Consider the following 24,584-nt stretch of genomic DNA (forward strand, 5'->3'; position numbering starts at 1 on the left):
GGGCATGCGCTCGATCGCGGTTTACAGCCTGAAGGGCGGGGTCGGGAAGACGACCCTCGCGGTCAGCCTCGCCTGGGCCTCGGCCGTGCGCTCGGCGCGGCGGACTTTGCTGTGGGACCTCGATCCGCAATCGGCGGCGAGCTTCCTGCTCGGCGGCGCGCTCCACGGCAGGAACGACGCCCAGGCGATCTTCTCCAAAGACGTCGATCCGCAGAAGCTGATCCAGGCCACCGGCATCGCCCGGCTCGACCTTCTCCCCGCCGATTCCTCGCTTCGCGGGCTCGACCGCTTCCTGTTCGGCCTCGGCAAGAAGAAGCGCCTGCTGAAGCTGATCGAGGATGTCGGCCGGAAGTACGACCGCGTCCTGCTCGACGCTCCGCCCGGGCTGACCGAGACGAGCGAGCAGGTTCTTCGCGCCGCGGACATGATCATCGTGCCCGTCATCCCCTCGCCGCTGTCGCAGCGGGCGCTCGACGAGGTCGTCGCCCATCTCGACCGTCATTCGCTGCGCAACGGGCCGATCCTGCCGGTGTTCAACATGGTCGACCGCCGCCGCTCGCTGCACCGCGCCGCGCTCGAGGCCAAGCCCGACTGGCCGGCCATCCCGATGGCCAGCGCCTTCGAGGCGATCAGCACCGAGACCGGCGGCGTGGCGCGCCTTCCGCCCGCCTCGCCCGCCGCCTCCGCCCTGTTCAGCCTTTGGACAGGCGTGGAGAGGAAACTCGCCGGCTCCAAATGAAGATTCTCGATCCCGATCTGCTTCTGCGCGCTTATTCGATCGGCGTCTTCCCGATGTCCGACAGCCGCGACGCGAGCGACCTCTATTGGGTCGAGCCGAGGCGCCGGGCGATCCTCCCGCTGGATTCGTTCCACCTTTCGAGATCGCTGCGCAAGCTCCTGAAATCGGAGACCTATCAGGTCACGCGGGACCGGGCCTTCACCGAGATCGTGAGGCTCTGCGCCGAGCGCGAGGAGACCTGGATCAACGGCGAGATCGAGGCCAGCTACGTTCGCCTGCACGAGGCCGGCCGGGCGCATTCGATCGAGGTGTGGCAGGACGGGGCGCTTGCCGGAGGCCTCTACGGGGTCCGGCTCGGCGCCGCCTTCTTCGGCGAGTCGATGGTCTCGCTAAGGCCCAGCGCGTCCAAGATCGCGCTCGCCTGGCTGGTCGCGCGACTCGTCGTCGGCGGCTTCCGCCTGCTCGACTGCCAGTTCATCACCCCGCACCTCAAGAGCCTCGGGGCGGTCGAGATCGACCAGAAGGACTATCTCGTGCTGTTGGATTCGGCGCTGGGCGGCGGCGAGGGCGCCGGGGCCGCGCCGGCCGGGCCGGTCGAGTTCGAGGCGCTGGACCGGCTGCTGGCGTCGCGGCCGGAAGGCGCCGGAGTTCCGCCCGCCGGGTGGGTCATCGCGCAGCTCTTGGGCCAGACGTCGTAGACCGGATGCTCGACGAGGTTGAGCGACGGGCTTTCCTTGTAGAGCCAGCCTGAAAAGACCCGGCGGAAGCGGTCCGAGCGCGGCTCGCGAACGTCGAGCTGCACGAAGGCACCGGTCAGCTGCTGCACCTCCCACGGGGCGCTGATCTCGCAGGCGCGAAGCCGGACGATCACGTCGCCGACCCGAATCGCCTGGCCGGGACGCAGCGTGAGGTCGCGCGAAATGCCGTTGCGCTTGTTGAGCAGTCCGATCACCGCCACCCGCTGGGCCATCGGAGTCGTCCCCGGCGGCTCGCGGGTGACAGTTTGTGCGATGTCGACCGTGTCGGCCTCGGCGGCCGCATTGCCCTGCTGGTTCTGCTGCTGGGCGCCGCGCGGGCCGCAGGCGGCGAGCGCGAGCGGCAGCGCGAGGGCCAGGGTCCAGGTCCGGCCGGCCATGATCAGTCGGGCAGCCAGGGCTGGTAGTCGCCGCTCGCCGCCGCCCTTTGCCCGCCCTGCTCGAGCGCGCCCGAGGGGCGATAGGCCTCCACCGTTCCGGTCAGGTTCGCCGTCGCGGGCTTGAGGAACTTCGGCGCCGGCGGAAGCGCCTTGTCGGGCACGTCGTCAATCTGCCGCGTCAGCCAGGAATACCATTCGGGCGGCACCCGGCTGACGTCGTTCGATCCGTTGTACATGACCCAGCGGCGCCCGCCCTTGCGTCCCTCGAAATAGAGATTGCCGAGATCGTCCTTGCCGACCTGGCTGCCATTGTGCCAGCTGTAGAGCGCGGTGCCGGTCGACGCGCCCTCCCACCAGGTGAACAGATTTTTGAAGAAACCCATGGGGCTTGCGCCTAGCCCCGAAGCGAAGGAGGGCGCAAGTGCCCTGGAGCGCGAGCGTGCTATCTTACCCAAGCCGTCATTGCGAGCGTAGCGAAGCAATCCAGTGCTGCTTGGGAGGCTCGCTGGATTGCTTCGTCGCTATGCTCCTCGCAATGACGGATGAGGGGCCCCTCAGTCCGTCCAGCTGACCCGGTCCCCCTCGCGGATCCCCAAAGCGGCCGCCCGCCCGCCGGCCAGCTCGAGCACCGCGGTCATCGGCTCCGCAACGGCGATCGCAGTCTCCGAAAGCGGCACGGCGTTGGCGGCGACCCGCGCGATGGTCCCGTCGGGGCGGACGAAGATCATGTCGAGCGGAACGAGCGTGTTGCGCATCCAGAAGCTGGCTGGCGCCGGCGGATCGAACGGGAAGAGCATGCCCGCATCCGGCGCAAGCTCGTGCCGCTCCATCAGCCCGTGCTCCTGCTGCGCCGGCGTTCGCGCGACCTCGACGGTGAAGACATGCCGCCGTCCGCCGCTCTCGACCGTCAGCGTCGCGAGATCCATGCCAGCGGGCGAGATTCGCGCCGTCGCGGCGGCTTGCGCCTCGTTCGCCGCAGGCTCGGCGCGGCAGGCGGCCAGCGCCAGCAACAGCGCCCCGGTCCAGGCCCGCATGGTCAATCCGGCTCGACCTCGACCGCGAGGGGGCCCTTGCGGCCGTCCGCGATTCGCGCGCGCAGCCGCTGATCGGGCAGCAGGTCGTGAAGGCCGCCGCGCCGCACCGTCTCCATATGGACGAAGATATCCTGGCTCAGATCGTCCTCGCGGACCAGGAAGCCGTAGCCGCGCAGGCGGTTGAACCATTTGACCAGCACCGGCTCGAACGGCCCGGCCTCGTCTGCGAGGCTCACCGGGTCGATCCGGTCCCCTTGAACCGCGCCGCGCGGAACGTCCGGCGCCACCGCCGAGCTCAGATCGATGCCCAGCACCTTGCGGGCCTGAAGCCCGCGCTCCTGCTCGGCGACCAGGCACTCGACCGTCGCGCCCTCGGGCAGGCTGCGCCGGTCGTGCTCCTTGAGCACGCTGAAGTGGATCAGGATGTCGCCATTAGCGCCGTCGCTGACAAGGAAGCCGAAGCCGCGCGTCGCGTCGAACCATTTGACCGTGCCGGTGAGCCGGACGAGCGAGTCTTCCGACGGCGCCGCATTCGGCGCGTCTCCGCTCTCCGTTGTCGAAGAAGCCCCCACAGCAAGCGCATCGCGACGCGACGTCATTTACGCCCGATCCCCCTCGATCAGGCGGCAAAGCTATCACGTTTTCAACATTTGGAAACCATAAGCTTTTCAGGCCCCGTCCGCATCCGGGACTTCGCCCGGGCGGGCGCCGACGATCCGCCGGACGAGATCGGCCGGGTGCCCGGCGCGGACCATCGCCGCGAAGGCCTTTTCCCGGGCGGGCCGGTCCGGCTCGGCGGCGGCGAACGGGCCGATCCGGCGGCGCTCGGCGAAGCGAAGCGCCGCCTCCCACGCCGCCGCCTCGGCCGCGCCTCTCGCTTCGTGCGCGTCCTCCTCCTCGATCCCGGCCGCGCGCAGCGCCTGGCCGACCCGCCTCGCGCCGAAGCCGCGCCGGGAAAGCGCCGCCCCGCGCGCGGCTGCGAAGGCGCGGTCGTCAACATAGCCGAGCGCCGCCAGCCGCTCGACCAGCGCCTCCACCGGCGGCTTCCCCTCCCCCGCCCAGCCGCGCTCCTTGAGCTTGCGGACGAGGTAGAATCGCAGCTTGGCGCGAGTCGTGGCATAGCGCCCGGCGTAGAAAAGCGCGGCCTGCTCGAGCGCCTCGCCGTCGATCGGGGGCCTGTCTTTGCTCTTTCGGCTGTAACTCACCGCCATGTTTGTGCCACAGTCGGGCCGGATTATGAACGCGCCTCGTCTCCTAGAGCGGAGGCTGAACGCGTTGGGCGCCTTGCGCCCGCCAAAAAGGATTCAGCCAGACGTGCTTGATAAAGATGGCCAGGTGAAATCGCGTCCCGCCGGGCAGGCGAGCGCGCTCCAGCCGACTCCCACCGACGACGATCTGCCGCGCCGCTACGCCGATTTCGCGACGATGACGGAGGCGCTCGATTATGCCGCGCAGGGGCAAAAGGGCATCAACTTCCACGACGCCCGCGCCACCCTGGTGCGCGTCTATCCCTTCGCCGAGCTGCGCGAGGACGCGCTCGCCGCCGCCCGCCGCTTCGCTGCGCGCGGGATCGCGCCCGGCGAGCGCGCGGCGCTGATCGCCGAGACCGCGCCCGAGTTCATCGCCCTCTTCTTCGGAGCGCTCTACGCCGGCATATGGCCGGTGCCGCTGCCCCTGCCGACCTCGTTCGGCGGCAAGGAGGCCTATATCGAGCAGCTCGGCGTCCAGCTGAAGAGCGCCGATCCGGCGCTGCTGCTCTATCCCCCCGAGCTGACCATGGCCGCCGCGGCTGCTGAGAGCGCCGGCGTCGCGGCCGAGGATTGGGCGACCTTCTCAGCCGCCGAAGCGGGTGAGGTCTCGCTGCCCGAGCCCAAGGCCGACGACATCGCCTATCTGCAATATTCGAGCGGCTCGACCCGCTTCCCGCACGGCGTGGTCATCACCCACAAGGCGCTGATGTCGAACCTCGCCGCCCATGCCCATTCGATGCATATCGGCCCGGGCGACCGCGGCGTTTCGTGGCTTCCTTTCTATCACGACATGGGCCTCGTCGGCTGCATGCTCTCGATCGTCGCCAACCAGATGTCGGCCGATTATCTCAAGACCGAAGATTTCGCCCGCCGCCCGCTCGCCTGGCTCGACCTGATCAGCCGCCACAAGGGCACGGCGATGAGCTATTCGCCGACCTTCGGCTACGACATCTGCGCGCGGCGCGTTTCGAGCCAGACCGACGTCGCCAACCGCTTCGACCTGTCGCGCTGGCGGGTGGCCGGCAACGGCGCCGACATGATCCGCCCGGACGTGATGCAGTCGTTCGTCGACACCTTCGCTCCGGCCGGATTCAAGGCGACCAGCTTCCTCCCCAGCTACGGCCTCGCCGAGGCGACGCTGGCGGTGACCGTGATGCCGCCCGGCGAGGGGATCCTCGTCGAGCTGGTCGAGGAGACGCTGCTCGCCGGCGGAGGCCCCGGCGAGCGCGACCGGCCGCAGCGCTACCGAGCGGTGGTCAATTGCGGGCGTCCCGTGCGCGAGATGGAACTGGAGATCCGCGGCGACGAGGGCGGCACGCTCTCCGAGCGCGAGATCGGACGCGTCTTCTGCCGCGGCGCCTCGGTCATGGCCGGCTATTTCCGCGACGAGGAGGCGACGCAGGCCTGCCTCGACGAGGAGGGTTGGCTCGACACCGGCGACATGGGCTATCTCTCGGACGGCTATCTCTACGTGGTCGGCCGCGCCAAGGACATGATCATCATCAACGGCAAGAACCACTGGCCGCAGGACATCGAGTGGGCCGTCGAGCAGCTCCCCGGCTTCAAGGCGGGCGACATCGCCGCCTTCTCGATCACCACGCCGGGCGGCGAGGAGACTCCCGCGGTGCTCGTCCAGTGCCGCACCTCCGACGATGCCGAGCGCGGCCGCCTGCGCGACGCGATCCGCGAGCGGGTCCGGGCGATCACCGGAATCAACTGCGTGATCGAGCTGGTCCCGCCCCGCTCGCTGCCCCGCACCAGCTCGGGCAAGCTTTCGCGGGCCAAGGCGCGGAATTTGTATCTGTCGGGCGAGATTGCGACTTACGACGTAGCGGCCTAGAATCCATACTCAATTGGCTCGCCCAGTTGGCGAGCGATTTCAGAGTCATCCCGGCGAAGGCCGGGACCCATGAACTCTGTATTCGGTGGAAAGACGTAGGTCTGCGCTTCTCCTGCACCCAAAGTGTTCATTGGTCCCGGCCTTCGGGGTCCCCGCAAAGTACTACTTTGCGGGGCGCCCCTTCGCCGGGATGACTCCTTTGGTTTCCCACTCGAAGGGTGAACGGCAGGCCGGCCGTTCGCGTGGCCTTGCCACCGGCGCGCAGCTTCGCTACGCGCCTCGCTCCGGCCTAGGAGTGTAGCTCAGTCTGGTTAGAGCATCGGTCTCCAAAACCGAGGGTCGTGGGTTCGAATCCCTCCACTCCTGCCACCGAAGCGAGGCGCGCAGCGAAGCAGCGCGGCGGTGGCCAAAGGCCACGCGAACGGCCGGCCGACGGGTCCGCACAGCGGATCCCGATCGACGTCACGGCACAATGGTGGCGTGACGGAGCGCCCCGCCTCCAACTCCGTAACATACCTCATAGACCGCCCGCCCCACTGGCCTTACGCAATCGTCCGGTATAAGGGCGCTTGGGGGCGGGCACGGCCGCGTACCTCAAGTGTTTGCGTGCCACATCCCGGACGCCAAGGGGGCTCATGCGCGTGAGACGCTCATCAGCACAGGAATCGCGGCTCAGGCCGCCGATCCGCGCCATCCTCGCTGCCCTACCCCTCCCGCTCACCCTCACCGCATGCGCGGGCGGGATCCTCGATCCGATCGGGCCGGTGGGCAACGACAACGCCCAGATCCTGATCGACGCGACCTTGATCATGCTGGTGATCGTCGTCCCGACCATCCTTCTCGCCTTCTTCGTCGCCTGGCGGTACCGCGCGTCGAACGCCAAGGCCGAATACCTGCCCTACTGGTCCTATTCGGGCCGCATCGAGGCGGTGGTCTGGTCGATCCCCATACTCACCATCATGTTCATCGGCGGCGTGATCGTGATCGGCTCCTACCGGCTCGATCCCTTCCGGCCTTTGCCCTCGTCGGTGCCGCCGGTCGAGATCCAGGTCGTCTCGCTCGACTGGAAATGGCTGTTCATCTACCCCGAGCAGGGGATCGCGACGGTCAACCGGCTCGTCATCCCCGCCGGCCGTCCGATCCATTTCCAGCTCACCTCGGCCAGCGTTCTCAACACCTTCTTCGTGCCGCAGCTGGGCTCCATGATCTACACCATGCCGGGCATGGTCTCGCAGCTCAACCTGCAGGCCGACCGGCCGGCCTCGACCTGGGGGCAATCGGCCCATTTCAGCGGCGACGGCTTTTCCGACATGCAGTTCGAGGTGCGAAGCGTTGCGCCGGCCGAGTTCGCGGCCTGGGCGCAGGGCGCGCGCGGCGCCGGGCCCGTGCTCGACCTGCGGGCCTATGCGCTGCTCGCCCGGCAGAGCCACCGCGACCCGCGGGCGACCTTCGGCAACGTCGATCCCAACCTCTTCCGCGCCATCGCCATGCAGCGCATCCCGCCGGCCCCCGGACCGGAGCCGGGCGCCGCTCATGGGGGCCGCGAAGTCACGCCCGCAGGGAGGCACTAGGCGCATGTTCGGCAAGCTGAGCTGGTCGGCGATTCCCTGGGATCAGCCCATCCCCTTGATCACCGGGGCGATCGTCATCCTGGCCATCGCCGGCGTTCTGGCGCTCGCCACCCGGATGAAGTGGTGGCCCTATCTGTGGCACGAATGGATCACCAGCGTCGATCACAAGCGGATCGGGATCATGTACGTGCTGCTCGGCGTGGTGATGCTGATCCGCGGCTTCGCCGACGCGATCATGATGCGCACGCAGCAGGCGATGGCCGTCGGCGGCTCCCAGGGCTATCTCGAACCCGAACATTACAACCAGGTCTTCTCCGCCCACGGCACGATCATGATCTTCTTCGCCGCGATGCCGCTGGTGATCGGATTCATGAACTTCGTCACGCCCTTGCAGCTCGGCGTTCGCGACGTCGCCTTCCCGACGATGAACTCGGTCAGCTTCTGGCTGACCGCCTCGGGCGCCCTGCTGGTCAACGTCTCCCTGTTCGTCGGCGAGTTCGCGCGCACCGGCTGGCTGCCCTACCCGCCCTTGAGCGAGAGCGGCTACTCGCCCGGAGTGGGGGTCGATTACTATCTCTGGGCGGTCCAGATATCGGGGATCGGCACCCTGATGACGGGGATAAACTTCGTCACCACGGTGCTGAAGATGCGCTGTCCGGGCATGAGCCTCTTGCGCATGCCGATCTTCTGCTGGACCGTCCTCGCCTCGAGCCTGATCATCGTCGCCGTCTTCCCGATACTCACCGCGACTCTCGCCATGCTCAGCCTCGACCGGGTGTTCGGCTGGCACTATTTCACCGCCGATCTCGGCGGCAACCCGATGATGTTCATGAACCTGATCTGGGCCTGGGGGCATCCCGAGGTCTACATCCTGGTCCTGCCCGCCTTCGGCATCTTCTCGGAGGTCTTCTCGACCTTCTCGGGCAAGCCCCTGTTCGGCTATCGCTCGATGGTCGCGGCGACGATGTTCATCTGCATCGTCTCGATGATGACTTGGCTGCACCATTTCTTCACCATGGGCTCCGGCCCCGCGGTCAACGCCGCCTTCGGCATCTCGACCTCGATCATCGCCGTCGGCACGGGGGTCAAGATCTACAACTGGATCTTCACCATGTACGGCGGCCGGGTCCGCTTCGGCGTGCCGATGCTGTGGTCCTTGGGCTTCGTCTTCACCTTCGTCATCGGCGGAATGACGGGCGTGTTGCTCGCCGTCCCGCCGGCCGATTTCATCGTCCACAATTCGATGTTCCTCGTCGCCCATTTCCACAACGTGATCATCGGCGGCGTGGTCTTCGCGCTTTTCGCCGGGCTCCACTACTGGTTCCCGAAGGCGTTCGGCTTCCGCCTCCACGAGGGCTGGGGCAAGGCCGCCTTCTGGTTCCACTTCGCCGGCTTCTGGCTGACCTTCACGCCGCTCTACATCCTCGGCCTCCAGGGCATGACCCGCCGCCTCCAGCACGTGAACATCGACCAATGGAGCGGAATGCTTTCGCTCTCCGTCCTCGGAGTAGCGGTGACCACGATCGGCGCCCTCTGCCAGATCGCCATGCTGCTCGTCTCGATCCTCCAGCGCGAGAAATTGCGCGACCTGACCGGCGATCCGTGGGACGGACGAAGCCTCGAATGGGCCACCCCCTCCCCCGCGCCCTTCTTCAACTTCGCCGTCACCCCCAATGTCGAGGGCGAGGAGGCCTATTGGGGGATCAAGACCAGAGCGATCGAATCGCAGCAGCTGTCGGACGAGCCGAAATACGAGCCGATCGAGATGCCGGTCCACTCGCCGGTCGGCTTCTACACCGCGGTCTTCGCCAGCGTGACGGGCTTCGCGCTGATCTGGCATATCTGGTGGCTCGCCGGCCTCGGCCTGGTCGGCGCCTGGGCGGGCTTCGTCGTCTTCGCCTGGCGCGACGTCCATGAGTTCCACGTTCCCGTCGAGGAGGTCGCCCGGGTCGACCGCGCCCGGCGCGAGGCGCGCGAGGCCCTGCTCGATCGGATCGCCGCGCAAGGAGCGCCGGCATGAGCGACGACTCCCTGCTTCCCGCCGCGGTCGAGGCGGTCCGCCGGGTCCGCGAGGATCCCCACCGGCTCGGCCACCGCGATCCGCACGCCGGCGGCCCGGTCGCGGGCACCGGCCAAGGGGTGACCGGCCCGGCGACCAAAAGGATCGTCGTGGGCTACGGCTTCTGGCTGTTCCTGCTCAGCGACATCGTCATGTTCTCCTGCTTCTTCGCCGCCTTCGCGGTGCAGCACGAGGCCACCGCCGGAGGGCCGGCGATGCGCGAGCTGGTCGACGTTCCGCGGGTCGCCTGGCAGACCGCCGCCCTGCTCCTGTCGAGCTACACCTGCGGCCTCTCCTTCGCCGCGACCAACCTTCGCAACAAGCTCTGGACTCAGATATTCCTCCTCATCACCGGCCTTCTCGGCCTCGCCTTCGTCATCATGGAGCTGGTCGAATTCATTGAGCTGGCCCAGCGCGGGATCACCCCGCAGGTCAGCGGCATGCTCACCTCCTTCTTCGGGCTGGTGGGCCTGCACGGCCTCCACGTCACCCTGGCCGGCCTGTGGCTTCTGACGATGATGGCCCAGGTCCAGCTCAAGGGCTTCCGCCCCGAAATCGTCCACCGGCTGATCTGCTTCAACCTGTTCTGGCACGCGCTCGACATCGTGTGGATCGGCATCTTCACCATCGTCTACCTGATGGGAGCGATCTCATGAGCCGCCTCGACTACGATCCTTTGCCCTATGCCGGCGCGCTCGACGACCGCGAGGACCACGCCCCCGGCGACGAGCCGCTGGAGAGCGCCGGCCACTATATCTTCAACTCCAATCTCGGCCTCGGCTTCTCGGTCATCCTGACGATCGCCGCCTTCGTCATGGCCGGCACCCAGCTCATCTACGCGCCCGCGATCCCCGTCGCCCTGCTCGTGCTCGCCGTCGCCCAGATGGGCGTGCATCTCGTCTACTTCCTCCACATCACCACCGGCCCGGACAACACCAACAACGTGCTTGCGCTGGCCTTCGGCATCCTCGTCGTGGGTCTGATCGTGGTCGGCTCGATCTGGATCATGAGCAGCATGAACCAGCATATGATGCCGATGGATGAGTTGATGCGGCAGCAGCGGTAGCAAGGCGCGTAGCCCTCGCTACGCGCCGGTGGCCGAAGGCCATGCGGACGCTCGGCCAGCCTGCCGAAACAACGTGAAGGACAGGACTGACGTCACGGGACAATGGTCCCGTGGCGGGCTCATACAAAGCGGCCGCGCCATTTCCCACTAGGGGAAAAATACTTCCTTCCCATCACGGGAAATGCCATAAGGCCTCATGAGGCTGATCGCCCGTAATACCCTAGTCGAGTTCGGCGAGCGACACCCGAAAGCTAGGGCCTCGCTGGCGCACTGGACGAGCGTGGCGCGGGCGTCGGCCTGGAGCAATGTCGGCGAGGTGCAGGCGGCTTTTTCAAAGGCCAAGGCGCCGGGCGGCGATCGGGTCCGGTTCGAGGTGCCGGGGGGCGACTACAGGATGATCGTCGCTTTCGACTTTCGCCGGGGCATCGCGTTCGTCAAGTTCGTCGGCACCCATGCCGAGTATGACCGGGTCGACGCGCTGACGGTCAGCCGTTTCTAGGAGCAGGTAGGATGGACATTCGCCCGATCAGGACCGTCGAGGACCACGCGCCGCGCTCGAGGAAATCGAGGCGCTGTGGGGAGCGGAGGACGGCACGCCGGAAGGCGACCGCCTCGATGTGCTCGCGACCCTCGTCGAGGCCTATGAGGAGAAGCGCTGGCCGGTCGACGAGCTGGACCCGGTCGAGGCCATCGAGGCGGCGATCGCGCATGAAGGCCGAAGCCGCGGGGACCTCGCCGGCCTGATCGGCCAGTCCCGCGCCACGGAAATCCTGCATCGCAAGCGCGCGTTGACACTGCCGATGATCCGCAAGATCGCCGCCGCCTGGCACCTGCCCGAGCGCGTGCTGGTGAAGGACTATCCGCTTGAGCGACGGTGACGGAGCCCGCGTGGTGCGCGCCGGTCGCCGAAAGCCACGCGAACGATCGGCCAGCTTGGCGGACCTCGGACCTGATCCGCCTGAGATCAGCACATGGGTCGCCGAGCGGAGCGAGTCGCGTACCGTTCCTCTCGGGCGTGGATTTGATCATCGATTGATGTCATATTCCGTGCCTCAACAGGAAAGACGGAATCATGCGCACCACCCTCGCCCTTGACGACAAGCTCCTCGCCGCCGCCCAGGAATATACCGGCATCAAGGAAAAGTCGGCGCTCGTCCGCGAAGCGCTGAAGGCGCTGGTCGAGCGCGAGGCAGCGCGCCGGCTCGCCCGCCTCGGGGGCAGCGAGCCCGATCTTGTCGCCCCGCCCCGCCGGCGGTTCACTTGATCCTCGCCGATACGTCGATCTGGGTCGATCATCTGCATCGCGGAGATGCGCGGATGGCGGGCCTGCTCGACGATGAGGAAATTCTGATTCATCCGCTGGTCATCGGCGAGATCGCGCTTGGCAACCTGCGCAACCGCGCCGAGATCATGGACCGCCTCCGCCAAATGCCGAGCGCCGCCCGCGCCGATGACGAAGAGGTGCTGGCACTGATTGAACGGCACAAAATGTTCGGCACCGGCATCGGCCTGGTCGACGCCCATTTGCTCGCCTCGACTCTGCTGGCCCCGGAAACCCGGCTCTGGACGCGTGACCGGCGCCTGCGAGAGGTCGCGGAAAGGCTGGGGATCGCGGCGGAGCGAGGCGCGTAGCGAAGCAGCGCGCCGGTGGCCGCGGGCCATGCGAACGGCCGGGATATCCGCTATAGGTGGGTGCTTGCTGTCCGCTGTTCCATCCGGCCGACGTTGGGCTATTGGGACTTAGAGCGATGTCGGGCTCAACCGAGAGGCGGCGGAGGGGGCTCGCCCTCACCCCAATCGTCTAGTTCCCGAAGCCAAGTTTCGATCTGGCGAGCTTCAAGCGGCTTCATTTTTCCAATAATACTCTCATAGAAGTCGCGCACGCCACGTCGGTACGCCTCGCGCACATCCGGCTCGTCAAAGCGCATGTACCCTCCAATCTTGAGTCATTCCCAGTGGATCGAGACTGCTATTCCGATCCTCTATCAGAGCCGAACAGGAGAATGAACGCTTTCCTCGGAGCTTGCTTCGGGTGCTCAATCAGATAGGCTCACTAGTCGTTGAATGGGAGGGATATCCTATGGAGCTTGAGGCACGTCTCGCGGAGCTAGGCAAAGTCGTCCGCGAACACCGCGAGGTGCTGCTTACGGAAGAGGCCGCAAAGACAGCCCTTGTCATGCCATTTCTCCAGGCACTTGGATACAACGTATTCAACCCATCTGAGGTTGTCCCTGAGTTTACGTGCGATGTCGGGATCAAAAAGGGAGAGAAGGTCGATTACGCAATCTGTGAAAGTGGCTCCGTCAAGATGCTTATCGAGTGCAAGCCTGCCAGCTCGGAGTTGAACGTCAGCCACGCTTCCCAGCTCTTCCGGTACTTTGCCACCACAGACGCTCGAGTTGCAATCCTCACCAACGGTGTCGTCTATAAGTTCTTCTCGGACATCGACAGTCCTAACAAGATGGACGACAAACCGTTTTTTACCCTTCAGCTCGATAACGTTCGGAAGTCCGACCTGCGCATTCTCGAAGGTTTCACCAAGCAGGGTTTCGACATCGAAAATATTGTCCAGGAAGCAGGCAATCTTAAGATGCAATCGCTGGTCTACAAGGAGCTCCAAAAGGAGTTCCAAGAACCTTCGGATGAGTTCGTCCGGCTTATTGCCACCAAAATCCACACCGGGCGCATCACGACTCAGATTAGAGACAATTTCAAATCGCTTATCATCAACTCCGTATCTTCACTCATTCGAGATCGAGTGACGGAGCGCCTTACCTCTGCCCTGAGCGCTTCGGCTCCCGGCGACGAGGAAGCTTCGGAAGAGACCGGCGAGGAGGCAACGTTCACGACGGAAGATGAGATTGCCGGTTTCAATATCGTGCGAGCGATTGGCGCGAAAGCGGTTGATCCCAAGCGCATTGTGATGCGGGATGCCAAGTCATATTGCGCGGTCTTGTTGGACGACAATAACCGCAAGACTGTTGCGAGATTGCACTTCAACAGCCCAACGGCGCGCTACTTCGGAACGTTTATAGGCAAGGAAGAGACGCGGCACCCGATGCTCGATCCGGTTGAAATCTATCGGCACGCGGAATTGATTCTGAAGCGCATTCAGGAGCTCGCTAGCTGATTCAGATTGCCACAGTAATAGCACTTGTTGATCATGCTTCCGCTCGCAACGGGGACGAACAGGCGGGCTTGGAACAGGCTCGGCGCGAAAGGCTAGTTGGCGGACCCAAGTGGAGCCACCGTGATGGCGCTTGAAACCTTTCCCGTCGAACTCGCGCCCTTCTACGAGAGCGAGGAGGCGCAGGAGGAATTGCTGAACGACGTGCTGGCGAGCGGCCATGCCGGCTATATGCCAATGCGCTCGGCATCATCGCCCGCGCGCGCGGCATGTCCGGCCTCGCCGCCGAAACCGGCGTGAAGCGCCAGCAGCTCTACCGGGCGCTGAGCGCGGACGGCAACCCGACGCTGGAGACTCTGACCAAGGTGGTGAAGGCGCTCGGCTTCCGGCTTGCGGCGCAGCGCGAGCGGGCGGAGGCGGCCTGAGGGCCGCTGCGCGCCGCTCGCCTGCGACCGCGCTTTCCCACACCCCTATGTTCATGCTATGATCCGCCGATGGCCCCGCCCCGATTCGTCGCGACCGCCTTCTCCACTCCTCCCCGGAGCCCCGATTTTGGAAGGGGCGGTTTTTTTGCCCTTAGGAAGCGGAAACTTCGGAAACTTCCGCGGCGTCCGCAGAGAGGAACGCCCCGTCATCGGACCTTGGAATCCGGGGTCCAGCCCTGCCTCTCGGCAACCCTCAACTTCCTCAACTTATTGGCCGCCCGTGTCGTGCATTCGCTCGGCTGCAAACTAACGTCAGTGCGAACATTGGGACCATTCGCCTGGCTGCCGAAGCCTCTGCCACGGCACCATTGTGCCGCACCGTCGATCGGGCTCGGCTCCCCCGACCCGCCGGCCGGGCGGGTCCGACTCCCGAATCGCGCTGCGCGCTATCCCCGGGTCGGCTTCGCCCCTTGCCGTTGGCGGCGGGGCTCGTTATCTACCCCGCCTAATCCGAAAAGCGGTAAAGGCACGCCGACCCCAAGGGGGCGGCGGAGAGCACTTGCCCGAAAGAGAAGATTATAGGAGCGAGCATGGCACGCGTGAGCCCCGGCGAATTCATCCGGCAGGTCCGGTCCGAATCGGCCAAGATCGTCTGGCCGTCGCGGCGCGAGACGGTGATGACCGGCATGATGGTCGTGATCATGACCAGCCTGCTGGCGGTCTTCTTCCTCGGCGTCGACACCGCGTTCAGCACCATCGTCCACTTCCTGCTCGGCCTGCTGAGCTGAGCGCCGCCGCCAGAATTCAAGGAACCAAAAGACTATGTCCCGCTGGTACATCATCCACGCTTATTCGGGCTTCGAGAACAAGGTCCGCGATTCGATCATGTCCGAGGCGACCCGGATGGGGCTGACTCCCCTGGTCGAGAGCGTCGAGGTGCCGACCGAGAAGGTGACCGAGGTCCGCCGCGGCAAGAAGGTCACGTCCGACCGCAAGTTCTTCCCCGGCTACGTGCTCGCCAAGCTCAAGATGAACGACGACGTCTACCACCTGGTCAAAAACACGCCCAAGGTGACCGGATTCCTCGGCTCGATGGGCAAGCCGCAGCCGATCTCCGACGCCGAGGCCGCTCGGATCCTCAACACCAAGGACGAAGCGGCCAAGGCCGAGCCGAAGACGCGGATCAGCGTCGATTACGAGATCGGCGACGCGGTGAAGGTGCTCGACGGCCCGTTCGCGAGCTTCAACGGCGTGGTCGAGGAGCTCGATTTCGAGAAGGGCCGGGTCAAGGTGTCCGTCTCCATCTTCGGCCGCGCGACGCCGGTCGAGCTCGAGTTCGAGCAGGTCGAACGGGTCAAGTAGCGAAGCCGCCCGGCATTGGTGCAGCCGGCGTGAAACGCCGCGCAAGCTAAGGCCGGAGTCGGCGCCCGCCGGCCGGCGGGTCGCGCAGCGAGCCCGACCGACGTCACGGCACAATGGTTCCGTGACGGCTTCCCCCCGGGCCTCGCGGCTTCGCCCCTGCGGGTCCCACGCGCATCAACAACGTCGGGTTAATCCAATTCGGTAAGGTTTGCGTGCTATCGCGCAGGCTCCCTTGGCTGAGTTTCGACGCAACGCTGTGAAGATCAAGCACATTCTCGCCCGCCGCCCGTTCAAAGCGCTGATGATTGCGCTGCTGGTCGGGCTCGTCTTCGGAGTCGCCCAGATCGGCGAGCCGCTCGAGAACATGATCGAGTTGGGCCGCAACAAGCTGCGCAGCCATCCGGCGAGCGGATCGATCGTGCTGATCGCGATCGACGACCGCAGCGTCGGCGAAATCGGCAGCGCGCATTGGAACGGCAGCCAGTTGGCAAGCCTGGTCCGGCAGGCAGACGCCGCGGGGGCCCGTCAAATCCACCTCGACGACGAGCTCGACGATGTCGGCACGGCGCGGCAGGCGGCAGACCTGGAGTCGGCGCTGGGCAGCGCCCGCGCCCAAATCCTGCTGCCGGCCCGTTTCTCGATCAACCCGGTGTCGGGCGCGCGATCGGATTATCTGCCGCCGGCCCGCTTCGCCCGCCATGCTCGCCTTGCGAACACCAACCTTTTCGTGTGGTGGGACGACCGCGTGTGGCAGCACCCCTATGCCGCGGAGATCGGCGATCGCCCCGTGCCATCGCTGAGCAGCCTGCTGGGCGGCGCCGACCCGAAACCCGGCGCCCTGTTCCGCATCGACTATGCGAACGACATACGATCGATTCCGATGGTGAGCGCGAGCGACGTCCTCGACCACAGGATCGGGCCTGAGCAATTCGCCGGGAAGCGGGTGGTCATCGCGCGTACCGATATCGGGGTCGAGCATTACCGGGCGCCAGGCGTCACGCTCGTGCCCGGTATCCTGATCCACATCGCCGCCGCCGAGACGATCCTGCGCGGTGTTCCGCTCGATCTCGGCTGGCCCATCCCGCTCGCCGTCGCCCTGCTCCTGGCCGCTGCGGTAGTCTGCGCCAGGCGGCGGGCGATCGCGGCGGGGATTCTCGCGCTCGCCGTGGCTGCCGCGATCATCGCGCCGCTGCTGCTCGAGATCGCCGGAATCCACATCCAGATGCTGCCGCCGCTCGCCGCCCTCCTCACTGCGGCTGTCGTCCGCATCGTCGCCCGGCTGCGGCGCACCTACCAGACTCGCGGCACCATCAACATCGTCACCGGCAAGCCGAATTTGCAAGCGCTGCATCAGGCCGAGCGGAACGCGGGCATCGTCGTGTCCGCGCGGGTCGCCAACTACGCCCAGATTACCGCCACTTTGCCCCCGCAGAACGAGAAGGAACTGGTCGAGCAGATTTTCGGCAGGCTCGAATTCGGCGCGGACGGCGCGCAAATCTATCAGGCCGACGAAGGGGTGTTCGTGTGGGTCGCGCGCGACGACCGCGACGAAAGCATCGTTCAGAGGATCGAAGGCCTCCAGGCGCTGTTCCGAAGCCCGATCGTGGTCGCGACTCGGCTGATCGATCTCGCCGTCACCTTCGGCCTCGATCACGATGCCTCGCGCCCGCTGGCGCAGCGCACGTCCAGCGCGCTGGTCGCCGCGGACGAAGCGCTGCGCGACGGCAAGCGCTGGGCCAGCTTCAATCCGGCCACCATCAAGGATGCGGACTGGGCGATGTCGCTGCTCGGCCGGCTCGATCACGCGATCGACAAGAAGGAGCTGTGGGTCGCCTATCAGCCGAAGGTCGATTGCAAGACAGGCGCGACAATCGGGGCCGAGGCTCTGGTGCGCTGGGCCCACCCGGAAAAGGGACAGCTCCCCCCGGACCAGTTCGTCGGCGCGGCCGAGCGCGGCGGCCGGATCGACCGGCTGACCTATTTCGTGCTCGACAGCGCCCTGGCCGCGGTCGCCAGGATTCAGGGGCGCGATCCGGACTTCACGATGGCGGTGAACCTGTCGGTGCTTTTGCTGAGCAGCAGGACCCTCGTTCCGACGGTCGAGGCCCTTCTTCTCCAGCACAGGGTCGAGCCGCGGCTGCTGACGCTCGAAGTGACCGAAACCTCGACGCTTGGCAGCGCGGAAGACCAGCTCGCCAATCTCAAGCGGCTGAGCGACATCGGCGTGCAGCTTTCGATCGACGATTACGGCACCGGCTTTTCGACGCTGGAATATCTGCGGCGCATTCCCGCTTCGGAGATCAAGATCGACCGCAGCTTCATCGCCATGCTTTGCAACTCTCAAAGCGACCGCATCATGGTCAACTCCACCATCCAGCTCGCCCATTCGCTGGGGCGCAAGGTGGTCGCCGAAGGCGTCGAGAGCCAGGAGATACTGGATGAGCTTCGGCGCATGGGTTGCGACGTCATCCAGGGCTATCATACCGGCCGCCCGGTGCCGCTCGCGGTGCTGCTGAAGCGGCTGAAATCGACGGGCGCGCAAGAGGCCGCCTGACGCGAGTCCTTGCAATGACAAAGGCCCCGCCGAAGCGGGGCCTTCCTTGTATCAGCCCTTGTGAGAGCTAATAGCGGTTCAGCGCCAGGTGCCGCCGCCCATAAGCCATGCCCACATGATATTTCCTCCCTCTGAAGTTCTCCAAGAGGGGATCGGACGCCTACCGCTTGGCCAAAAGCTGCCGGAGGTTTCCCCAATCGAACCTGGAAAGTTGCCTTTCGCCGGTTCCGACTGGCCTACCGGATCGGTATCCAACCCTTCCTCGCTAATCATAGTCCAAGCGCTCGCTGAAACCTGTCGCATGGTTACAAAAAAATTTACTATCGAAATAAACGTCCTGTTAACGCAATGGCTTAGCTAGCTATTTTTTGCCCGCAGGCTCTAAGGCGGTCCCGAATTTGCCCGGGCGAGCGAGTTGCGCTATGGGCCGCGCCTCCAGCGCATCAGCCTTGGAAAATTGCGGGAGACGCGCCTCACCGGCGTGTCGTCTGGACCGCTCGACTTGAAAGAGAGTGACACATGGCAAAGAAGATAACGGGCTATATCAAGCTCCAGGTGCCCGCGGGCGCCGCCAATCCCTCGCCTCCGATCGGCCCCGCCTTGGGCCAGCGCGGCGTCAACATCATGGACTTCTGCAAGGCGTTCAACGCGGCGACCGGCGAGATGGAGAAGGGCATGCCCATCCCCACCGTCATCACCGTCTATGCCGACCGCTCGTTCAGCTTCGAGACCAAGACCCCCCCGGCCTCCTACTTCCTCAAGAAGGCGGCACGGATCTCTTCGGGCTCCAAGGAGCCGGGCAAGATCGCGGGCGGCAAGGTGACGCGTGCCCAGTTGCGCGAGATCGCCGAGGTGAAGATGAAGGACCTCAACGCCAACGACATCGAATCTGCGGCGCGGATCATCGAAGGCTCCGCCCGCGCGATGGGCCTCGAAGTGACGGGGAGCTAAGGACATGGCCAAGCTCACCAAGAAGCAGAAGGCGCTCGCCGGCCTCGACCGGCAGAAGCTCTACGGCGTCGACGAGGCGATCGCGCTCGCGAAGGCCAATGCCACCGCCAAGTTCGACGAGACGATCGAGATCGCGCTCAACCTCGGCGTCGATCCGCGCCATGCCGACCAGATGGTCCGCGGCGTCGTGACTCTCCCGGCCGGCACCGGCAAGGACGTGCGAGTCGCCGTGTTCGCCAAGGGCGACAAGGCCGAGGAAGCGAAGAAGGCGGGTGCCGACGTGGTCGGCGCCGAGGACCTGATGGAGACCATCCAGGGCGGCCAGATCGACTTCGACCGGGTCATCGCGACGCCGGACATGATGGGCATCGTCGGCCGGCTCGGCAAGGTGCTCGGCCCCAAGGGCCTGATGCCGAACCCGAAGCTCGGCACGGTCACCCCGAACGTCGCCGAGGCGGTCAAGGCCGCCAAGGGCGGCCAGGTCGAGTTCCGCGTCGAGAAGGCCGGCATCATCCACTCCGGCATCGGCAAGGCGAGCTTCACCGAGGCCGACCTGCGCAAGAATTTCGACGCGTTCGTCGATGCCATCGTCAAGGCGAAGCCCTCGGGCGCCAAGGGCAAGTATGTCCAGAAGGCGGCGATCAGCTCGAGCATGGGACCGGGCCTCAAGCTCGACGTCGCCGAGGTGGCCTCGGTCTGACACCCGAAAATTAGCGAGACGATGAAGGGCCGGAAGCGAAAGTTTCCGGCCCTTCTCGTATGGCGGCGCACGGCGCTATGACGGGTCATGGAGACGACAGACGGCACCCTGTTCGCGCAAGACGGGCGGCCCCTGGTCGCAATCTTCCGCTCACCCGTCTTCAATGCTTCGGAGACCTTCGTGCGTACGCAGGCGGCGGGTCTGGAGCGCTACCAGCCGCTCCTCATCGGGCTCGAGGACAAGGGACACGTGCCCGAGGCGCTGGCCAACCGGATCATGATGGCCCATGGCGCGGGCGAACGGTTCATGGTGCGGCTCGGCTATTGGGGACGCCTCGGAGAGCGTGCCGCCGCTGCCAAGCCGGTGCTGGTGCACGCGCATTTCGGCACCGATGGGGTGCTCGCGCTGCCGCTGGCGCGGCGGCTCGGAGTACCGTTGGTCACGACCCTGCGCGGCTTCGAGATGAGTCGGCGCCGGCTGCTGACGTCGGGGCGGCTCTCGTGGATGCGCTACGCGCTCGGGCGAAGCCGGCTGATGCGCGAGGGCGCCCTGTTTCTCACCGTGTCCGCCTCGCTGCGGGAGAGGGCTTTGCTGCAGGGCTTTCCCGTGGATCGCACGCACGTCCACTATAACGGCGTGGACCTGGTCCGCTTCGGCGCGCGCCGGGAGGACGACGGCGAAACCGTGCTCCATGTCGGTCGGCTGGTCGAGAAGAAAGGCACGGCCATCTTGCTTCGCGCCTTCGCGAAGGTGCGCTCGGGAACGCTCGTGATCATTGGCGAAGGACCACTTCGCACCGGCCTCGAGCGCCTTTCCCGCGATCTCGGTCTCGTCGGAAGGGTACACTTCCTCGGAAGCCAGCCACCTGAGGCGGTGGCGCGATGGATGCGGCGTGCCGCGCTTTTGGCGGCGCCGAGTCTCACGGCGCCGAACGGTGACTGCGAGGGGCTGCCCAACGTCGTCGTCGAGGCCGCGGCGGCCGCCCTGCCGGTCATCGGATCCGCTCACGCCGGAATTCCCGAGGCCGTAAGCGATGGCGAGACGGGCTTCATCGTTCCGGAAGGCGCCGAAGAGCCGCTGACGGCGCGGATGACCACCTTGCTTGGAGACGCGGCATTGCGGGGACGGATGGGCGCGGCCGGCCGCGCGCTTGCCCGCGAAAGGTTCGATCTGGTTCAGCAGACCCGGCGCCTCGAACGACGCTATGAGGAACTGACCTCCATCAGCGCCAGGGCGACGCGCTGAGGCCGTCCATACCAGCGCCATCGGCTCCAGCGCGCCCGGGCGCTTTTCGGCCGGGCGGGAGCCACAAGCGTGAACAGGAGCGTCCCCACTATCTCTTTCCACAGATGAGACTTCTCGGTTCGAATGCGCTCGGCGTAGGTCGGGCCGACCACCTCCTCCGCAAGAATCGGCCTCGACCGCGGAAACGAGGCTGCGAGCGCGACGGCCGTCGGGCGAAAGAGCGTGTCTATGGGATCGGCATGATAAGGCGCGCTGGACGGCGCCGTGGCGAGGATCAGCCCGCCAGGCCCGGCGATGTCCTCACATGCTTCGATGATTGCCGCTCGATCCCGTACATGCTCCAGCAGATTTGCCGCCAAAACGCAGCGGAAACGCATGGCGACCAGCCGCGCACGCACAACCGGATCGAGGATGTCTCCCGAGATATCGACGCCCTCACCGTCCTTGAGGTCGCAATGGACGATCTCGACCCCGGCCGCGCGCAGCGGCGCGAACAGACGGTTCTCGATGTGCGGCTTGACCGCCGTGCGAAAGCCCAGCGTCGAGGAGCCGAGGTTGAGCAGGGGCGAAGGGCTCCCCGCCCTCAGCACGATATCGTACAGCCGGGTCGCTTCGGCCTCGAACATAGCCGTAGGAGCCACGCCGGGACATGCAGCGTCAAGCGCTGACTTTCACGCGCGCCCGCGCTAGAGCGATCGTTCAGCGACGGAGCGGTACTATGAGCGACAGACGTTACAGGCCGGACCCCGAGGAAAGCACGGGCACGGCCTCCTCTCCGCTGCAGGAGATGGTCGACGCGTCGGTGCGCAGGATATCGACGTCGATCGTCATCGCCGGCGGCCTGGTCGCCATCGCCGTCTATGCCGGCGGCGGAACGAGCGTCGAAGCGCCCGACTATCAGGTGACCGCCGCCGACGGCCGCGTCTATCGGGTCGAGACCGATTCCGGCCGGGTGATCGCCTGCCAGGGCGAGCATTGCGCGGTCGTCCTGCGCCCCCACCAGGAGCTCGAGGATGAAATCCGCGAGATAACCCTGCCCCGGCTCACCGCGCCGGCCCCGGCCCAGCCCGCCTCCCAGGCTCCGGCCCCCGCAACTGCCCCCGCGCCCGCCCCCGCCAACCGCTGACGCCGCCCGGGCGGCAGGGCTAGCCTTCGAGGCGCAACCGCATTAGCCTGCATGTCGGGGTGGTGCGCTTCGATCGGTTCGGAGCGCATGGCCTTCAGGGGGCGCTTCCGTTTACGGACCACGTGGGGGCGTGCCATGCGTTCGGCAAAGCTTGCGGTCTACCCGGCCACCTGTGTCGGCCTCTGGCTTGCGGGCGGAGGTCCGTGCGCCGCCCAGCCGGCGCCCGGCGAAGAGCATCCGGACATCGTGGTTACCGCCCAGCGCCGGCCTGAACGGGCCGAGGACGTCCCCATTTCGCTCACCGCGCTGTCCGGCGAAGGGCTGGAACGGATGCAGGCGACCGACATGGCGGGCCTCAGCCGGGTCGTGCCGAGCCTCTTCATGACCCGCACCGGCGCCTTCACCCAGCCCTATCTGCGCGGAGTCGGCAAGCGCTCGACGCTGGGGGTCGAAAACAGCGTCGCGACCTATGTCGACGGAGTCTATTTCGCCTCCCCCATCGGCACCTTGCTCGACCTGCGCGGGGTCGAACGAGTCGAGGTTCTGAACGGGCCGCAGGGGACGCTGTTCGGCCGCAACACGACCGGCGGCGTGATCCATATCGTCACCCGCGAGCCGACCGCCGGCGCCGAGGCCGAGGCGGAGCTTCACGCGGGTTCCTACGGCTATCTTCGGGGCGACGCCTATGTCTCCGGCGGAAACGACCGCCTCGCCGCCAATCTGGCGATGAGCCTGTCCCGCAACGGCGGCTACGGAACCAACATCTACACCGGCAGGAAGGACCAGGGCGAGACGGACCACAGCTTCGTCGCCCGAAGCCGATGGACCTGGCGGCCGTCCGATGCCCTGACCATCGGCCTCGCGGCGGACGTTCAGGATATCGACCAGGATTTCGCTTATCGGCCGGTGGCCGGCTATCCGCCGATCGGCCAGCCCCGAATCCAGAGCTTTCGCCACGGCGACCAGAACACGCCGAGCCGCTACCGCTCCCGCTTCGGCGGCGCCTCGATCCGGGCCGATGCGGAGATCGGGCGCGTTTCCTTCATGAGCCTTTCTGCGGCTCGGGCGATGCGGGCGCGCTACGGAACCGATCTCGACCAGGGGCCGCTTCTCTTGTGGTCCGGCATTCCCACCGCCGAGCAGGAGCAGTTCAGCCAGGAATTCCAGCTCCAGTCCGACCCGTCATCCCGAATCCAGTGGGTCGCGGGCCTCTATTATATCGGCATCAAGGTTCGCTACGATCCGACCTCATTTTTCTACGGCGGAAGCTATTCGGCGCAGCTGGGGGGGCGAATCCGCCAGACCCTGTTCGATACCGGGAGGGCGTCTTCCTACGCGGCTTACGGCCAGGGCACCGTCCCCATCGGCGCGGCGACGTCGGTGACCGTGGGCCTGCGCTACACGATCGAGCATCGTTCGATCGAAGCCAATGGCGAGCGGGAGTTCGACAATCCGCCGTTCATCCGCCCAACGCCGGGGCTTCCGCTATTGTCGGCGCCGCCGCTTCGCGATGGGGCGACCTATTCCGAGCCGACTTGGCGGCTGGCGCTGGACCATCATTTTTCCGGGGAGGTCATGGGCTACGCCTCGGCGAGCCGGGGATTCCAGAGCGGCGGATGGAGCCTCCAGACGCCGCAGAACCCTCCTTTCCGGCCCGAGACGCTCGACGATTTCGAAGCGGGCCTGAAATATGTCAGCCGCTCGCGCCGCTTCAGCGCCGACGCCAACATCTTCCATTACGATTATTCGGACCTCCAGGTTTCGGCGATCACGCCGATCGGATCGGTGACGACCAATGCCGCCTCGGCCGAATTGTACGGATTCGAGCTGCAACTGGGCGCGAGTCCGACGCGCACGACCGATGTGACGCTGGGGCTTCAGTGGCTCAGGGCGCGGTTCAAGCGCTTTCCCAACGCCACCTGCACCGATTTCACCCCCGGCGCGCCCGTCCCCTATGCGCCCATCTCCTGCGACGTCACAGGCAACGACCTTCCCTACGCGCCCGAGCTCAAATTCAATCTCGGCGCCAACCAGCGGATATCTCTCGGCAGAGGCGGAGCCCTGCTTCTGAGCGGAAACCTCGCCTACAATTCCGGCTATTATTCCGAGCCCGACAATGTCGTTCGGCAGGACAGCTATGCGACGCTCGATGCGTCGCTGGAATGGCGTCCGCTCCGGCCCGGCCCGTCGATCCGGCTATGGGTGCTGAATCTCACCGACACCCATTATTACGACAGCCTGGCGACCCAGCCAACCGCCGGAGTCATCCAAAGACCGGCGGCGCCGCGGCGGTTCGGCGCCTCGATCGCTTACTCTCTCTAGCTAGGGGTCTCGCGATGCCGAACTCAGGACTTTCACCGACTAGGCTTTGGGGCGGCTCAGGATTAGCTTCGTTGGCTT

Annotated in this window: 25 protein-coding genes, 1 tRNA gene and 2 pseudogenes; 22 read left to right on the plus strand and 6 right to left on the minus strand. The window is 66.1% G+C overall.

Going from position 1 to position 24,584, the window contains the following annotated elements; genetic code table 11:
- Positions 1 to 4 precede the first annotated feature (4 nt).
- Entirely contained in the window at positions 5 to 739 is a 735-nt protein-coding gene (locus E6G92_06760) for a ParA family protein (protein ID TMJ19472.1), read from the plus strand.
- Positions 736 to 1,437, plus strand: coding sequence for a leucyl/phenylalanyl-tRNA--protein transferase (locus tag E6G92_06765; GenBank protein ID TMJ19473.1), 702 nt, complete (start codon positions 736 to 738; stop codon positions 1,435 to 1,437). Before E6G92_06760 ends, E6G92_06765 begins: the two co-directional genes overlap by 4 nt.
- Here E6G92_06765 and E6G92_06770 read toward each other — a convergent pair.
- From E6G92_06770 to E6G92_06790, 5 genes and pseudogenes are all read right to left on the minus strand, one after another.
- Positions 1,389 to 1,853 (minus strand): annotated as a pseudogene (locus E6G92_06770) (DUF2155 domain-containing protein). The gene E6G92_06765 and the pseudogene E6G92_06770 overlap by 49 nt on opposite strands.
- A 23-nt stretch (positions 1,854 to 1,876) precedes the next feature.
- Positions 1,877 to 2,257, minus strand: coding sequence for an NADH:ubiquinone oxidoreductase subunit NDUFA12 (locus E6G92_06775; protein TMJ19474.1), 381 nt, complete (start codon positions 2,255 to 2,257; stop codon positions 1,877 to 1,879).
- A 171-nt stretch (positions 2,258 to 2,428) separates the two neighbouring features.
- The gene (locus tag E6G92_06780) at positions 2,429 to 2,908 is read right to left on the minus strand and encodes a DUF192 domain-containing protein (protein ID TMJ19475.1); all 480 of its coding nucleotides are present in this window, start codon (positions 2,906 to 2,908) and stop codon (positions 2,429 to 2,431) included.
- A gap of 2 nt (positions 2,909 to 2,910) precedes the next feature.
- Entirely contained in the window at positions 2,911 to 3,507 is a 597-nt protein-coding gene (locus E6G92_06785) for a cold-shock protein (protein ID TMJ19476.1), read from the minus strand.
- 69 nt (positions 3,508 to 3,576) lie between these two features.
- Positions 3,577 to 4,119, minus strand: coding sequence for a RecX family transcriptional regulator (locus tag E6G92_06790; GenBank protein TMJ19477.1), 543 nt, complete (start codon positions 4,117 to 4,119; stop codon positions 3,577 to 3,579).
- Positions 4,120 to 4,144: 25 nt separating this feature from the next.
- Here E6G92_06790 and E6G92_06795 point away from each other — a divergent pair, with 25 nt between their 5' ends.
- From E6G92_06795 to E6G92_06880, 18 genes and pseudogenes are all read left to right on the plus strand, one after another.
- Entirely contained in the window at positions 4,145 to 5,998 is a 1,854-nt protein-coding gene (locus tag E6G92_06795) for a fatty acyl-AMP ligase (GenBank protein ID TMJ19478.1), read from the plus strand.
- Between the two features lie 291 nt (positions 5,999 to 6,289).
- Positions 6,290 to 6,367, plus strand: a tRNA-Trp gene (locus E6G92_06800).
- Between the two features lie 266 nt (positions 6,368 to 6,633).
- On the plus strand, positions 6,634 to 7,569 hold the full coding sequence (cyoA, locus tag E6G92_06805) for a ubiquinol oxidase subunit II (protein ID TMJ19479.1): 936 nt from the start codon (positions 6,634 to 6,636) through the stop codon (positions 7,567 to 7,569).
- 4 nt (positions 7,570 to 7,573) lie between these two features.
- On the plus strand, positions 7,574 to 9,589 hold the full coding sequence (locus E6G92_06810; GenBank protein TMJ19480.1) for a cytochrome o ubiquinol oxidase subunit I: 2,016 nt from the start codon (positions 7,574 to 7,576) through the stop codon (positions 9,587 to 9,589).
- Positions 9,586 to 10,284 carry a cytochrome o ubiquinol oxidase subunit III gene (locus E6G92_06815; protein ID TMJ19481.1) on the plus strand — a complete coding sequence of 233 codons (699 nt, stop codon included), beginning with the start codon at positions 9,586 to 9,588 and terminating at the stop codon, positions 10,282 to 10,284. Before E6G92_06810 ends, E6G92_06815 begins: the two co-directional genes overlap by 4 nt.
- The gene (cyoD, locus tag E6G92_06820) at positions 10,281 to 10,694 is read left to right on the plus strand and encodes a cytochrome o ubiquinol oxidase subunit IV (GenBank protein ID TMJ19482.1); all 414 of its coding nucleotides are present in this window, start codon (positions 10,281 to 10,283) and stop codon (positions 10,692 to 10,694) included. Before E6G92_06815 ends, cyoD begins: the two co-directional genes overlap by 4 nt.
- A gap of 196 nt (positions 10,695 to 10,890) precedes the next feature.
- Entirely contained in the window at positions 10,891 to 11,193 is a 303-nt protein-coding gene (locus tag E6G92_06825; protein TMJ19483.1) for a type II toxin-antitoxin system HigB family toxin, read from the plus strand.
- An 11-nt stretch (positions 11,194 to 11,204) separates the two neighbouring features.
- Positions 11,205 to 11,572: pseudogene (locus E6G92_06830) on the plus strand (transcriptional regulator).
- 194 nt (positions 11,573 to 11,766) lie between these two features.
- Positions 11,767 to 11,958, plus strand: coding sequence for a type II toxin-antitoxin system VapB family antitoxin (locus E6G92_06835; GenBank protein ID TMJ19484.1), 192 nt, complete (start codon positions 11,767 to 11,769; stop codon positions 11,956 to 11,958).
- Positions 11,955 to 12,326 (plus strand): type II toxin-antitoxin system VapC family toxin, encoded by a 372-nt coding sequence (locus E6G92_06840; GenBank protein TMJ19485.1) that lies wholly within the window; start codon positions 11,955 to 11,957, stop codon positions 12,324 to 12,326. Before E6G92_06835 ends, E6G92_06840 begins: the two co-directional genes overlap by 4 nt.
- A gap of 448 nt (positions 12,327 to 12,774) precedes the next feature.
- Positions 12,775 to 13,824, plus strand: a complete 1,050-nt coding sequence (locus tag E6G92_06845; GenBank protein TMJ19486.1) for a hypothetical protein — start codon at positions 12,775 to 12,777, stop codon at positions 13,822 to 13,824.
- Positions 13,825 to 14,012: 188 nt separating this feature from the next.
- Entirely contained in the window at positions 14,013 to 14,246 is a 234-nt protein-coding gene (locus E6G92_06850; protein TMJ19487.1) for a putative addiction module antidote protein, read from the plus strand.
- 590 nt (positions 14,247 to 14,836) lie between these two features.
- The gene (gene secE, locus E6G92_06855) at positions 14,837 to 15,034 is read left to right on the plus strand and encodes a preprotein translocase subunit SecE (GenBank protein TMJ19488.1); all 198 of its coding nucleotides are present in this window, start codon (positions 14,837 to 14,839) and stop codon (positions 15,032 to 15,034) included.
- 34 nt (positions 15,035 to 15,068) lie between these two features.
- On the plus strand, positions 15,069 to 15,608 hold the full coding sequence (gene nusG, locus E6G92_06860) for a transcription termination/antitermination protein NusG (protein TMJ19489.1): 540 nt from the start codon (positions 15,069 to 15,071) through the stop codon (positions 15,606 to 15,608).
- Positions 15,609 to 15,840: 232 nt separating this feature from the next.
- Positions 15,841 to 18,162 (plus strand): EAL domain-containing protein, encoded by a 2,322-nt coding sequence (locus E6G92_06865; GenBank protein ID TMJ19490.1) that lies wholly within the window; start codon positions 15,841 to 15,843, stop codon positions 18,160 to 18,162.
- A gap of 519 nt (positions 18,163 to 18,681) precedes the next feature.
- Positions 18,682 to 19,113 (plus strand): 50S ribosomal protein L11, encoded by a 432-nt coding sequence (gene rplK / locus E6G92_06870; GenBank protein ID TMJ19491.1) that lies wholly within the window; start codon positions 18,682 to 18,684, stop codon positions 19,111 to 19,113.
- A gap of 4 nt (positions 19,114 to 19,117) precedes the next feature.
- Positions 19,118 to 19,813: a 50S ribosomal protein L1 gene (locus E6G92_06875; GenBank protein TMJ19492.1), complete on the plus strand. Its 696-nt coding sequence runs from the start codon at positions 19,118 to 19,120 to the stop codon at positions 19,811 to 19,813.
- Between the two features lie 87 nt (positions 19,814 to 19,900).
- Positions 19,901 to 21,058, plus strand: a complete 1,158-nt coding sequence (locus E6G92_06880; protein TMJ19493.1) for a glycosyltransferase — start codon at positions 19,901 to 19,903, stop codon at positions 21,056 to 21,058.
- Here the strand turns inward: E6G92_06880 and E6G92_06885 are convergent.
- On the minus strand, positions 21,016 to 21,699 hold the full coding sequence (locus E6G92_06885; GenBank protein ID TMJ19494.1) for a hypothetical protein: 684 nt from the start codon (positions 21,697 to 21,699) through the stop codon (positions 21,016 to 21,018). The genes E6G92_06880 and E6G92_06885 overlap by 43 nt on opposite strands.
- A gap of 77 nt (positions 21,700 to 21,776) precedes the next feature.
- On the opposite strand from E6G92_06885, the gene E6G92_06890 reads away from it, so the two are divergent.
- Positions 21,777 to 22,184: a hypothetical protein gene (locus tag E6G92_06890; protein ID TMJ19495.1), complete on the plus strand. Its 408-nt coding sequence runs from the start codon at positions 21,777 to 21,779 to the stop codon at positions 22,182 to 22,184.
- Between the two features lie 51 nt (positions 22,185 to 22,235).
- The gene (locus tag E6G92_06895) at positions 22,236 to 24,506 is read left to right on the plus strand and encodes a TonB-dependent receptor (protein ID TMJ19496.1); all 2,271 of its coding nucleotides are present in this window, start codon (positions 22,236 to 22,238) and stop codon (positions 24,504 to 24,506) included.
- Positions 24,507 to 24,584 lie beyond the last annotated feature (78 nt).

Source organism: Alphaproteobacteria bacterium (assembly GCA_005883305.1).
Classification (GTDB): domain Bacteria; phylum Pseudomonadota; class Alphaproteobacteria; order Sphingomonadales; family Sphingomonadaceae; genus Allosphingosinicella.